Below are 12,823 nucleotides of genomic sequence, written 5' to 3'. Positions count from 1 at the left end.
CAATTCTACCGGATGCGGTCAATTGATAATTGATTACTTATCGACGTGCGCTGTTTGCCCGATAACTATTCAGAACCAACCAATAGAAGCGAAAGCCACTGAGCACCAGTTGGTTGGAGAAAATAGACGGTGGGCCTTCAGTCCATAGATCCTCTAGCATGGTTGGTTCCACGTAAGCCGTTTGTCGCAGTTGCTCCAGATCTATGCGTTGCGGTTCTGCTGACAAGTTAGCAATCACCACCACTTTCTCAGATGGATTGATATAGTTGTATCGCACATACCCAAACACCGCATCGTTACCGAGTTCCAGCAAGTCACGATTGTTGAAATCAGCAAACGCATCCGTTTGTTTACGCAGGCTGATCAGCCGCTGCATGTCGCTGAAAATCTGGTTTTCAAGGGTTCCCGGTTGATGGCGCCGTGCCATTTTCTGCCAGTCCAGCGTGGGGCGATGCAACCAGCGGCTGTCGCTGGATTTATCGGTATCACGCTCATAGTTATAATCATTGAGCGTGGCCACTTCATCGCCGTAGTACAGCAACGGGATGCCCCCAAATGACATGATCAGACTGTGTAACATAATGATATGTTTGTGGCTGTTGCGAATGAGCTGCTCATCGCCGGACTCAATCCCCGCTTGCAGCCCAACCAGCGAAGCCAGCGAACCGGAAATCCGCGCATCTCCGGTCTTGTCATTTTTGCCAAATGGCCGACCACGTGCAGAGCTGTTCTCAAAGTCACCAGTGAAGTAATCCACCAGGAACCTGCGGTGCATTACTGGGTTATAGCCGACACTGGCAATATCACGGTCGTCAAAGCCAAAACCGATATCATCATGACAACGCAGATAGTTGAGCCAAGTGGCGCGCTCCAGCTTCATCGGCAAACTCTTAAGCCCTTGATTTAGCAGTTTGGCATTTTTGGTGGCAACGGTTTCCCACAGCAATGCCATAAAGGTGGCGTTGTAGGCGATGTCGCACTCTTTGGCGACCACCGCATCTTCGCCGAAATATTTGATAATTTCCGAGGGCGACACAATCGCTTCCGCAATGAAAATCACCCCCGGTGCCACCACCTGGCAACAATCTTTGAACAGCTGCAATACCTTGTGGGCTTCGGCTTCATTCTGACAGGCACTGCCAATTTTCTTCCACAGAAATGCCACTGCATCCAAACGCAAAATATCTACACCGTGATTGGCCCAATACAGGATCACATCCAGCATCTCGATAAATACCTCGGGATTGCTGTAATTCAGATCCCATTGGTATTTGTGAAACACCGTCATCACCCATTTCTGCGCTTGCTCATTCCAGCTGAAATTACCGGGATCCGTTTCCGGGAAAATCTCCGGCATGGTCTGTTCAAACATGTCAGGGATGGTGCGGTCATCGAACATGTAGAAATAATTCTGATAACGTGCATCGCCAGCCATCGCCTGTTTTGCCCAGGCGTGTTGATCCGAGGTGTGATTGACCACAATATCCAGCGCAATCAAGGAGGATTGCCGATGCAGACCATCGATTATCTGTTGCAATTGGGCATTGGTACCCATGCGCGAATCCACTTTGCGAAAATTACTGACCGCATAACCGCCATCACTTTTCCCCAATGGGCATTCACAAATTGGCAGAATGTGCACCAGATTGACGCCGAGCTCGGCAAAATAGTCCACTTTGTCACATAAGTCGCTGAGGTTTTTGGCAAAGCCATTGGCATATAGCGCCATTCCTACCCAGCGCTGATGCAAAAACCAGTTGTGATCTGCCTCCCGCTGCCGATCTACCTGCTTCAATGGGGCACTGCGCTCGATATAGTTGCGCACCATCACTTCCACCAGTTGTCCCAACTGCTGCTCAAAGTCACGGCGGTTGCCATAGAGCCGCTGGAATAAGTTGTAAATACCGTAAAAATTGGCACCGAGACGGCTGTAAAAAAAACGCAGATCTTTAGGCTCAATGGCAGGTTTGAGCTCATCCAATATCCGGTTCAGCAGGGTATGAGATACCTCTTCATACATGTTTTTGCCCTCGCTACTGGATTAAATCAGGCCCCAAAGGCGTTTGAAATCACAATAAATGGCTGGATTATCTGACAACGCCCCCTGTTGCCCGACAATGAAACCAGCAAACTGTTGCGCCCGCTCAAGCGTGGTACGCCAGTCCCACTGATGCAGCATTCCCAGCAGCAAAACCGCCGAAAACGCATCCCCTGCGCCCACGGTATCCACAATATTGCTGGTTTGTGGTGTCAGTTCTGGCGTGACCACATTGCCGGTCTCATCCACCAAGAACGCCCCAGCGGCACCGAGGGTTACAATCAGGTGGGTAATGTTATTGGTCAGCCGATAATTAAGCGCGAGTTCTTCTAAATCACAGTGTTCGCTAGGTGCGTCGTCAAGGGCAGCCAGTTGCGCCAATTCATGTTGATTCAGCTTTACGCAGTAGGCCCCATGAACCATAGTTCGCAGCCAGGTTTTATCCCACCACGGCGCACGTAGGTTGACATCGATAAAGGTTTTTTGCCCAGGCAATCCGTGCAAACGCTCCAGGGCGGTTCTACTGCCGGGACAACGTGCGGCCAGCGAGCCGTGGTAAAAAAAGTGCTCACCGATGATCTGCGGTAACTGTTGCTCGCTGATATGATCATATGCAGCGTTAAGCACTATGTCATAGCTAGGTTCGGCATCAACAATGGTGACATTAACCGTACCGGTTGGATGTTGTCGATCCTGTTGGATCTGTGTGGTGTCCAAGCCCCACTGCTGCATTTGCTGGCAAATATTCTTACCCAAGGCATCATCACCGACCGCACTTATCATCACTGGCGCCACATCAAACGCCTGTAGATGCCAAGCGACGTTGAACGGCGCGCCGCCTAACATGGGAGCATTTTCGGGGAAGCAGTCATACAACACCTCCCCGAAGATATACACAGGTAATAATTCATTCATCGCCTTGCCTCTTTGCCGTCAACCAAGATTTCAACTCTGGGAAGAAATGCAGTAACCCTTCCACAATGCCCGCGCTGTAGTTGCCATTAAGCCCCAGCTCCGGCAGCCCTTGTGCCAGATACAAATGATGCTGATTACCCTGTGCCTTACTGCCTTGCAAGGCATTAGTCACCACTTCGGCAGTGGCATTTTTTACCAGCACTGTGCGATAAGGACTAATCAACACATCCAGATCGTTACCACTGTCGCCACTGAAAAAAACCTGCGATGCCACCAAGGACAATGACTGCACCAGAAAATCGATAGCTTGGCGCTTACCTGCGCTGGCGGGCAGCAAATCGACTAACCCTATGTCTTGGGTTTCATCCACGCTGCCGATAAGTTGCCAGCGGATTGGCAATGCCTGTAATTGCTGCTCCAACTGCGCCATGCCAGCCGCCATGTCAACGGCCGGAACACACTGATAGCTGAGCTTATACTGCTGCTGTTGCTGTGCAGACTGCAACTGTAACGGCGACGGCGTCAGCAACTTTGCTAAGTCACGGCTGTCAATACCGGGCCAGTCCTCAGCAATGTGCTGTTGCCAGCCGGATAACGGCTGATAATCGTTGCCAATACGCTGATAAATCCTGCTACCGACATCAGTGACCATATAATCCGGTTGTGGCAGTTGATAGTCGGCTATCGCCTTTAGTACCAGCGTCAAATCTCGGCCACTGACATAAGCCAACCGCAGGCCCGGATAACTTACCGCCCGAGCAAACCACCGTCGAGCATGGGGTGATTCCGCCTGTAAGCCGTTCGGCAGTAAAGTGCGGTCAAGGTCGGTACACAGCAATATTTCAGGCATCTGGCGCGGCTACCTCGACCCCGGGAATTTCATCAAAGAAATGGTAATGTTCAATCGCTTCCAAGATGCCCAGGGCATTAGGTTGAGTCGCAAAAAACACATTGTGCCCTTCTTGCTGATTTTCCAATGTTTCATGTTGGCGATTATGCACCACCACCGATAAGGTGTTGCCGGTGATCATATCTTCATCGGTACCAGCGCCAGCCGCCACCAACACCCGTTCTAACGGAATGCCCCAGATTTGTGCCACATAGCGCAAGGCTAACCCTTTGGAGACTCGCGCGGGCGTAATATCCAGATTTTGTCCTGCAGAAACAAAGACATTGACGCTCTGTTCTTCTTGGCGCAGCAATGACACTATTTTTTCCTTGGTGAGGATGCCCTGCTCTGAGGGATCAATATGAAAGGAGATTTTGAACTTACTCTGTTCAGAATCTTCCTGCAGTGTCAGCCCGGGAACGTCACGCAGAATGCGGCGGATAGCCCGTGGGTTCCAGTCATGATCCACATGAGATTCCCAATCGGTACTGACTTCTAACTCGCGGCCATAGTGGATTTGAGAGCCCAGACTGGAGATCAAGATATCCGGTTTGGGGATCCGATATTTCTTCAGCAATTTCAGCACCGAATCCAGCCTTCTAGCGGTGGCAATCCCAAACGCTACCTGTTTGCGACGCTCCCGCAGCATCTGACAAAATTCCCGCAAGCCAGTAGGGTTGCTCAGCAAGGTTTTATCCAGATCCGACACTATCAAACGGTCAGCAAAGCGAGAAGCTCGTAGAATAGCCGGCGAGAATTGCTGCGGTTTATGGGCTTCCACCAGCGGTTTTATCTGTTTTAAATAGCTGCGGGCATGGGCATCCCAAGAGTATTTCAGCGCGACATTTTTAATGCCATTGGCGGAAAATTTGCGCCACAGCTCACCGTCCAGCAGCAGGGTTTTCATGGTTTTACCAAGATCGTTGGCACTTAACGGATCGACCAGAATGCCCGTCTCACAGTTTTCCACAATATCCTGCGGGCCACCGTTTTCAGTGGCAATAAAGGGCAACCCGGTAGCGGCGGACTCCAGTAATGTCAGGCCAAAGGGTTCGGTTAATGCCGGATTGATAAAAATACCACAAGAGCGCGCGGCCATGCGGTAAATGGCAGGCACTTCGCTGGGTAGATGTTTTTTCGGTAACGCCAGTTTGCCATACAGATCGTAGTAATCGAGTAACACCAGCAATTCGGTGAGGACTTCTTGGGCACCATCATTCATCTCTCGGATATCATCGCGATTCCCAGCCACAATGACCAGATTGGCCATGGTGCGCAGCTCTGGCGATTCACCATAGGCGCGTACCAGTGTGGCAATATTCTTGCGCGGATCGGGCCGTGACAGCGCCAGGATCATCGGTTTATCCGGTTCATCCAGAAAGCGACGAATGGCACTGGCAATTTGGGTCTGAGCCTCTCCCAACTGCGGTGGATGAAACTGGCTTAAATCGGTGCCGGGCGGGATTACCCGCATACTCTCTGGACAGTAGTAATCATAGAGCTCGTACTGCGATTCAATCTCCTGACGGGTACTGGTGATCACCAGATTAGCATTGGCCAGCACCTGTTCTTCCGCTTCAATGCGGCGCTGCATATTGTATTTCTGTTCCACTTCAGACGAAGGCATACCTGATGCCATCAGGCGTTTACGTTTATCACGGCCTAAAGAGTGGCCGGTATGTACCAGCGGCATCCCGAGAACATGGCTAATCTGAGTTGCCACATAACCAGCATCGGCATAATGGCTGTGAAGCAGATCTGGCATACGCTGCTGTTGCTGAAAGAATCGCAGTAGATTGTCAGAAAAGGTATCGAGGTGTTCCCAGAGTTTTTCTTTGGCAATGTATTGTCTGGGACCACAGTCGATGCGGATGATCTGCGCCCCAGGGGCTTCCAACGGTTCCTGCTCTTCGCTGTAACTGCTATCAAGCCGTTCATCGATAACCCGCCGGGTGATTAAATCGACCCGAGCAACCCCAGGTTGCCGAACCAGCGCATTGGCGAGATCCACCACATATTTGGTTTGCCCACCGGTATCGGCATCTCGCCCCAGTTCTAAATCGCGCCCACGGATCAATCCATGAATACTGATGAGCGCAATATATAAACCATCAGCGGAGCCGTTGTTCTGATTTTGCTGCATAGACGTCTTCTCCGTAAGATTAGTCAATATGCGCCGCCTGGACAGAAGGGAAATAGGCTCCCGAAGGAACCGGAAAATTAAGAACCACCCGTGATATCTGTCCCAAAAGTTATGACAGTGTTGGACACCTTGCTGGTGCCCAATAATCACTTAGAAAACAACTGAGGTAGCGCTTTGCCAAAATCTGCAATGACCTAGAATGGCGGGCAGACTTGACGAAAAACATCCATAACTGCTGCTTTTTTCACCCTAACATAAACCATCAGGATCACCAAATGACCTGCAACCCAACACTGAGCGAGGGGCACGGGCAGATAAAATCAGGAGGGGTAAGAAGCTAACTCATGGAATATGAAGCAGTCATTGCGAGTTAACGCGGGGGATACTCGTCGGAGACAGCATAATCTGTCTCCGACGTGCATCATCTTATTTATTCGTTTCAAAAAATGGCAGGGTGCTGTTGGGCAACATGGTGCTCGGTAACTTGCCGTCCCATTTTTCAGCTTTTGTCAGTTCAATCAGATCTTTATTTTTTGCCAACGCATCAGCGCGACTCTTGATGGCTGACGCTTCCGCTTCCCCTTTGATGCGAATGGCTTCGGCCTCTGCTTTAGCGCGCGCCAGTTGCGAATCCGCTTCGGCCTGAGCTTTAGTGACAGCAATCTGGGCACTTACCCGCTCTTTTTCCAGATTCTGTTTCTGGGTCTGAACTTCCACTTCAGCCCGCATACGATCTTCTACTGATTTTTCATATGCATTTGAAAAATCGATATTTTCAACTTGTACTGAGGTAATATCGATGGGCCCATGCACGGAGTTTTTCAACGCCTGGTTGATATCCATGACAAATTTAACACGCTCCTGTACGGCAGAAATGGCGGTGTACTGACCAAAGATATTCTCAATCTGGGTCGGCACCTGGCGGTCCACTAATCGGTCAACCATGCCGTCGATGCTTTTAAATTCGGCATACACCTCTGTCACTTTATCTTCTGGCACGCGGAATGTAACAGACACGCGGATAGTGGCCGGTTGCTGATCACGGCTGTACGCCTGTAATTTGGGGTAACTCACGGTGTGAGTCTGGGTGGAAATCTTTACTATTTTATCAAACATCGGCAGCTTGAAGCCCATACCTGGCTCGGCGGTGCCGATTACTTTACCATTGCGCAAGTGTACCCCGCGCTCCCCCTGATCCACCGTAAACCAACTGCCAAAACCTATAACGACCAGCAAAATGATCACCAACAGTGGCACCAGTTTAGCCACGCTAAAATTTGCAGGAGTACTATATTGAATCGCCATTACCACTTCCTTTTTTCTTGCGGGGCTTAATCCCTGCGCCTGTTGTTACGCCGAACATGTTAACAATGGTTCAGCTGGCATAAAATGTTAACCATATGAAACGAATTAACTATTTAACCACAACAGGATTAACTTTGCGCTGTCGATTGTCCTTTTTTCATTTGGGGATGCGATGCGTTCGACTACAGCTTGGGAAAATGCGCAATATCAATCAGGTATTGCTTTCAGGCAACTGGCACACTGGCCGCAGTTTCTGAAGAGGGAAGCCGCATGAAAGTACTCAGTGAACGACATCAACAAAGCATCCTGCGGGTATGTGAATATATTCAGCAGCATCTGGATGATGAGCTAACCGCAGAACAACTGAGCGATATTGCCGCCTGTTCCAGATTTCATTTTCACCGGGTGTTTATGGCGTTTATGGGATTGAGCACGACGCGCTACATGCAGTTGGCTAAATTGCGGTGCGCATCATTCCGGCTGGCATTTGAACAACACAAGATTATTGATATTGCGTTGGAAACAGGCTTCAGCAGTAGTGAAGCCTTTACTCGTGCGTTTAAAAGCAGTTTTGTACAGACTCCCTCCCAATTCAGGAACCAACCTAACTGGCAGCACTGGCATAGTGTGTTGCAGTTACCCTCCATCCCTAGAGAGGAAATGATTTTGAACGTAAAAATTGTAGATTTTCCCGCGACGCATATCGCGTATGTGCAACACCGTGGTGCGCCACAACAAGTACTGGACAGTGCCGCCAAGTTTATTGCCTGGCGCAAACAAACGGGGTTGTCACCTATTGCTTCAAGCGAGACCTTTGGCATTCCGTACAGCGACCCCAATACTGTGGCACCTGAAGATTTCCGGCTGGATATCTGCGGCACAATTAAAGCATCGGCGATACCAGACAATGAGTTTGGCGTTATTGCCGGAGTCATTCCTGGCGGTCGCTGTGCCATAGCGCGCCACTATGGCAGTCATGACACCATAGCAAATACCGTCTATCAGCTGTATCGAGAATGGCTTCCAGACAGCGGTGAGGAGTTACGTGACTTTCCCTGTTTCTTCCACTGGATAAATTTCGTCCATGAAGTGGACGAATGTGAGCTGCTGACCGATGTCTATCTGCCTATCAAATAGTTTAGCAATGGGGCCTAGTGCCCCTTTAAGCAACGGCGCAGGCTGGCGACAACCTTAGACATTTAGCGTCGGCCACGCAGCCGACGGTAAGTTAACACCAACAAATGCAGTAGCAATAGCCCAGAGAAAGCACCGCAGAAAAACAGTAACGCGATAGAATTCACCGTGCGCGGCGTAGTGTGATACAACCAGTACCATAACGGCCAGCAGATGGCTGACAACAGCGCTAATTGCCACATACAGGTGGTGCAACGTCCGAGTTTGCGCCTGAAAATGGTGCCAAAACACTCTTCACATGCCATATTTTGCATCTCATCAAGCAGTTAATGTCCGCAACATGGTAACCGCAACTGCGCCGTAAATCTGTCAGCCACCAGCACAATTATCGGTTAAAACGACCTTGCCGCGCATATCTATCACATCACGACAAATAGCCAATGTGCAACGACCATTCTCAACTCACACCAACAAATAAGTGGATAAGTTGGCAAGATTGCTGAACTTTTCCTAGACTGCTAAACGGACGTTTAACTTGGATATGGATATCAGTAGGCCATGATGCGCATTCATTCAATCAGATTTAAAGTAATATTGCCGATTGCATTTTTGGCAGTGATTCTGGTGGGACTCTTCGGCTTTATGCTGTTGATGACCAAGGTGCAAAACGAAGCCATCCGCAAGCAGGCTGAGCACTATTTCGAAGCGGTATCGGTAGTGTTAAATGCCGACCGGGACTTATACCAGGCACGCATTGCCAGAGAAAAATTGCTGCACGGTGAGGGGAAAACTGAAGATAACCTCAACGACTTTAACGAAAATGCTCAGCAAGTACATGACCGCTTCAATAAATTTCGCGAATATCTTGCTGATGAACCAGAGATCATTAACCCGTTTCAGCGGTTTGATAGCCTCTACGACAAATGGTTAGCGGCCAGTAAAACGCTTATCCAATCCGGCCAAGTACAGATTGAACAAAGTGACGGTCTGCAGCAACTGGAGCAACAATTTCAGGCCATCAGAGAGATGCTCAACGACGCCGGAGATGGCCTCAGACAACATACTCGCGATCCCCAAGTACAACAGCAGCAAGATTTGAACCTATACGTAGAAGCTATCTCCGAGGTACTCAATGCCGATCGCGATATTTATCAAGCACGCTTGGCGTTATTGAAATTCATCAACGGCACTGGCGTATCCAGCGAAAATAAACAGGATTTCGAAGAGAATGCGGCGCAAGTCCTACAGCGTTTTCACAACTATCGCAGCTATCTAATCCGCGAACCGCAACTCGCGGCGCCTTACGAAAAGTTCGATCTATTGCTGGCGAACTGGCTGAAAGATTGCCGCCAGTTGATGAACAGCACCCAACAACAGCAGCAACAACTAAGCGGTGAACAGAAGGCTGCCGATGTCAGTTTTGCAGATATCCGCCAAGCACTGGATGAGGCTGGCGAAGCGATACGGCAACACGCCCGTACCGCCAAAGAAGAAGTCAAAAAGACCATCGATAGTTATCAGAGAATTGCCATGGTAATTATTGGCATCGCCTTTATTATCGCCTTGCTGTTCGGCTATTTTGTGCCGTTGCGGCTAACTCAAAATGTTAACGACATGACCCAGCGAATCCGGGAAATTGCTGAAGGTGATGGCGATCTAACCCAACGTATCAATTCCAGTGCTAAAGATGAATTAGGCGATCTCGCTAAGGAGTTTGACGGTTTTGTTGAACACCTGCGCAATATCATCCTCAATATCCAGAGCCAATCGGCCGCGTTGGGTGATACCACGCAGCTGATGAATCAGGTGGCAGATCAAGCAGGCAATATCACATCTGCATTGGTAAATGCGTCCGATTCCATTGTCAGCGCCAGCAGTGAAATGAGTATGTCGAACCAGCAAATGGCCGAGCTTGCCAAAGGCACGGCGGCTGAGTCCAACAACTCCAGTCAGTTGACCAATGAAGGTATCAGCGTGGTTAATCAGGCCAATAACGCCATTGAAGCATTGGTAAGCGACATTGAAACGGCACAGCGAAGTGCCGCCGAATTAGAGCAGAGTTCCGACGCCATTGCGTCAGTATTGGAAGTGATCCGCAAAATCGCCGAACAAACTAATTTGTTGGCGCTCAATGCTGCCATCGAAGCTGCCAGAGCCGGAGAACAGGGCCGAGGGTTTGCGGTCGTTTCAGATGAGGTACGGGTGCTCGCCACACGTACCCAAGCCAGTACCGACGAGATTGAATCTATGATTGAACGCTTACGCCGCAGTGTGCAGCAATCATCTCAAGCTATTCACAACAGCCGTGGCAATGCCGACAATACCGTTGAAAACTTCAGCGAAGTGATCCGTATTTTTAATACACTGAAGTCATCGTTCGATGATGTACAAGGCATGGCAGAGCAAACTGCGCAAGCTACCGAAGAGCAGTTTACTGTTGCCAACCATATCAACCAAAATCTGGTATCACTGAAAGAACAAACCGACAGCGTGCGCACCATGTCGGCGCAGGTACAGCAACAGTCAAATCACCTTTCCGAATTATATCAGCAGCTTAGCAAGCAAGTAGAAAGTTTTCGGGTATAGTGTCACCATAGCATGTCTCTTGGATGCCCTGAGTAATGAGGAAGGATAGCGATGAAAATCACAGTCATTGGTGCTGGTGGAGTGGGTGGTTACTTTGGTGGTCGACTTGCGGCAGCAGGCGAAGATGTCACCTTTGTCGCCCGCGGCGCGCACCTCAAAGCGATGCAACAGCAAGGATTGAAAATTAACAGTCCGTTGGGCGATGTGTGGTTACCCGAGGTTAAAGCGGTGGATCATCCCGCTAAGGCCGGAGCCGCAGATCTCTACATAGTGGCAGTAAAGTTGTGGGACACGGAGGATGTTGCGGCGCAACTGCAGCCATTAATTAACGGTGATGCCGCAGTCCTGTCACTACAAAACGGCGTTCAGAAAGATGACATGTTAAAGCGCTACATTCCTGCGCAAAACATCATCGGCGGTGTCAGTTATATTGCTGCCTCTATCGCCGAGCCTGGGGTCATCCATCACGGCGGTAAGTTACAAAAATTGGCATTCGGTGAATACGGCCAAGCTACTTCGGCCCGGTGTGAAGCTTTTCAGCACAGTTGCCAGTTGGCGGGTATTGACACAGAACTTAGCGACGACATTACACTGCGGATCTGGGAAAAGTTTGTATTTCTAGTGGGCTTTTCCGGCACCACTACGCTGTTTCGCACCACCATAGGCCCCATCCGTAGCGACAAAGAAAAGCGGCAATTGCTGCTCACCGCTATGCAGGAAGTCGTCAATGTTGCTCAGGCCAAAGGCATTGCCTTTCATCCAGAATTTGCCGAACAGCGACTACTGTTCACGGATACCCTACCAGAAGATATGCCTTCCTCGATGAAAATCGACCTGGATCGTGGCAAACGACTGGAACTGCCTTGGCTCAGCGGAGCCGTCGTAGATATGGCAAAAAGTTTAGGGATCGCCGTGCCCGCCAATCAACACATTGTTGATGAACTATTACCGTGGGCGATGGGAACTGCAGCAAAATGAGTATGAATGCGGTCTCGCATTGAGACCGCAATCTTTGGCTCACAATGCTTCAGCTACTAGCTAACAGTGACATTAATCAAGCCCAGCAGCTAACAATGCAGCACCATAGGCACCGATGAACTGTGGCTGTGGTGGCACCAATACCTGACGTTGCAACGCTTCTTCCAGAAACTGTACCATGCAGGCGTTATTTGCAACGCCACCGGTGAACACAATGTCACCGTCGGTTGAGACCCGGTTGAGCATGGTTTTTACCCGCCTGACCACACTCTGATGCAAGCCTCTGGCAATCGCCTGACGGTCCTGTCCCCGACCAATTAGCGACGTTACCTCTGACTCAGCAAATACCGTACACATGCTGGAAATATTGATATCACTGGTTGCCGCCAGCGCTTGTTCGCTGAATTCAGCTAAACTGAAGCCCAGTGCTTTCGCCATTATCTCCAGAAATTTTCCGGTGCCAGCGGCGCAGCGATCATTCATCTCGAACTTTTTCACTTTGCCAGTGGCAAACAACGCAATTGCCTTACTGTCCTGACCGCCAATATCCAATACTGTTTCTGCTGTTGGGAAACAGGCTCTGGCACCGCGCGCATGGGCTTTTATCTCTGTCACCGTGGTGGCATCAAACGAGATCTCAAACAGATTACGACCATAACCCGTTGCCATAATCTGCTGATACTCTACCTGCGCCAACATCCGTTTAGCTTCGGCCATAGGGTCAAAACCTGTGTCAGCCTGCAAACGTTGCTGCACCTGACCAGCGTCGTCCACCAACACCAACTCTATTGAGCGAGATCCGATATCAATTCCGGCGAAACCGCGCACAGACCCT

Annotated in this window: 10 protein-coding genes; 3 read left to right on the top strand and 7 right to left on the bottom strand. The window is 49.9% G+C overall.

What is annotated here, in order from left to right:
* Window positions 1-37: 37 nt before the first annotated feature.
* The 5 genes from IE064_RS10855 to IE064_RS10835 all read right to left on the bottom strand — a co-directional run bounded on the left by IE064_RS10855 (window position 38) and on the right by IE064_RS10835 (window position 7,290).
* Window positions 38-2,020 (bottom strand): amylosucrase, encoded by a 1,983-nt coding sequence (locus IE064_RS10855; RefSeq protein WP_189617834.1) that lies wholly within the window; start codon window positions 2,018-2,020, stop codon window positions 38-40.
* Between the two features lie 21 nt (window positions 2,021-2,041).
* On the bottom strand, window positions 2,042-2,953 hold the full coding sequence (locus IE064_RS10850) for a PfkB family carbohydrate kinase (protein ID WP_189617833.1): 912 nt from the start codon (window positions 2,951-2,953) through the stop codon (window positions 2,042-2,044).
* Window positions 2,946-3,803: an HAD-IIB family hydrolase gene (locus tag IE064_RS10845; RefSeq protein WP_189617832.1), complete on the bottom strand. Its 858-nt coding sequence runs from the start codon at window positions 3,801-3,803 to the stop codon at window positions 2,946-2,948. The genes IE064_RS10850 and IE064_RS10845 overlap by 8 nt, the downstream gene beginning before the upstream one ends.
* A complete protein-coding gene (locus IE064_RS10840; protein WP_189617831.1) occupies window positions 3,796-5,985 on the bottom strand; it encodes an HAD-IIB family hydrolase in 2,190 nt (729 codons plus the stop codon). Before IE064_RS10840 ends, IE064_RS10845 begins: the two co-directional genes overlap by 8 nt.
* A 426-nt stretch (window positions 5,986-6,411) precedes the next feature.
* On the bottom strand, window positions 6,412-7,290 hold the full coding sequence (locus tag IE064_RS10835) for a prohibitin family protein (RefSeq protein ID WP_189617830.1): 879 nt from the start codon (window positions 7,288-7,290) through the stop codon (window positions 6,412-6,414).
* A 270-nt stretch (window positions 7,291-7,560) separates the two neighbouring features.
* Between IE064_RS10835 and IE064_RS10830 the strand changes: the two genes are divergently transcribed.
* On the top strand, window positions 7,561-8,427 hold the full coding sequence (locus IE064_RS10830; RefSeq protein ID WP_189617829.1) for an AraC family transcriptional regulator: 867 nt from the start codon (window positions 7,561-7,563) through the stop codon (window positions 8,425-8,427).
* A 62-nt stretch (window positions 8,428-8,489) separates the two neighbouring features.
* Here IE064_RS10830 and IE064_RS10825 read toward each other — a convergent pair whose 3' ends face one another.
* Window positions 8,490-8,729, bottom strand: coding sequence for a DUF3624 domain-containing protein (locus tag IE064_RS10825; RefSeq protein WP_189617828.1), 240 nt, complete (start codon window positions 8,727-8,729; stop codon window positions 8,490-8,492).
* 253 nt (window positions 8,730-8,982) lie between these two features.
* Between IE064_RS10825 and IE064_RS10820 the strand changes: the two genes are divergently transcribed.
* Complete coding sequence (locus IE064_RS10820; RefSeq protein ID WP_229799977.1) at window positions 8,983-11,010, top strand: methyl-accepting chemotaxis protein; 2,028 nt, start codon at window positions 8,983-8,985, stop codon at window positions 11,008-11,010.
* 51 nt (window positions 11,011-11,061) lie between these two features.
* Entirely contained in the window at window positions 11,062-11,988 is a 927-nt protein-coding gene (locus tag IE064_RS10815) for a ketopantoate reductase family protein (RefSeq protein ID WP_189617827.1), read from the top strand.
* Between the two features lie 72 nt (window positions 11,989-12,060).
* Here IE064_RS10815 and IE064_RS10810 read toward each other — a convergent pair whose 3' ends face one another.
* Complete coding sequence (locus IE064_RS10810; protein WP_229799975.1) at window positions 12,061-12,816, bottom strand: acyl-CoA dehydratase activase; 756 nt, start codon at window positions 12,814-12,816, stop codon at window positions 12,061-12,063.
* Window positions 12,817-12,823 lie beyond the last annotated feature (7 nt).

It is taken from the genome of Shewanella fodinae (assembly GCF_014651955.1).
Classification (GTDB): Bacteria; Pseudomonadota; Gammaproteobacteria; order Enterobacterales; family Shewanellaceae; genus Shewanella; species Shewanella fodinae.
The sequence above is the reverse complement of the archived record's forward strand: the minus strand, read 5'-3'. Positions and strand labels throughout refer to the sequence as shown.

Bases quoted from the DNA above. Each gene is read 5' to 3' on its own strand.
- IE064_RS10850 (WP_189617833.1), bottom strand. From the start codon at position 2,953: ATGAATGAATTATTACCTGTGTATATCTTCGGGGAGGTGTTGTATGAC.
- IE064_RS10835 (WP_189617830.1), bottom strand. From the start codon at position 7,290: ATGGCGATTCAATATAGTACTCCTGCAAATTTTAGCGTGGCTAAACTG.
- IE064_RS10820 (WP_229799977.1), top strand. From the start codon at position 8,983: ATGATGCGCATTCATTCAATCAGATTTAAAGTAATATTGCCGATTGCA.
- IE064_RS10840 (WP_189617831.1), bottom strand. From the start codon at position 5,985: ATGCAGCAAAATCAGAACAACGGCTCCGCTGATGGTTTATATATTGCG.
- IE064_RS10855 (WP_189617834.1), bottom strand. From the start codon at position 2,020: ATGTATGAAGAGGTATCTCATACCCTGCTGAACCGGATATTGGATGAG.
- IE064_RS10845 (WP_189617832.1), bottom strand. From the start codon at position 3,803: ATGCCTGAAATATTGCTGTGTACCGACCTTGACCGCACTTTACTGCCG.
- IE064_RS10830 (WP_189617829.1), top strand. From the start codon at position 7,561: ATGAAAGTACTCAGTGAACGACATCAACAAAGCATCCTGCGGGTATGT.
- IE064_RS10825 (WP_189617828.1), bottom strand. From the start codon at position 8,729: ATGGCATGTGAAGAGTGTTTTGGCACCATTTTCAGGCGCAAACTCGGA.
- IE064_RS10815 (WP_189617827.1), top strand. From the start codon at position 11,062: ATGAAAATCACAGTCATTGGTGCTGGTGGAGTGGGTGGTTACTTTGGT.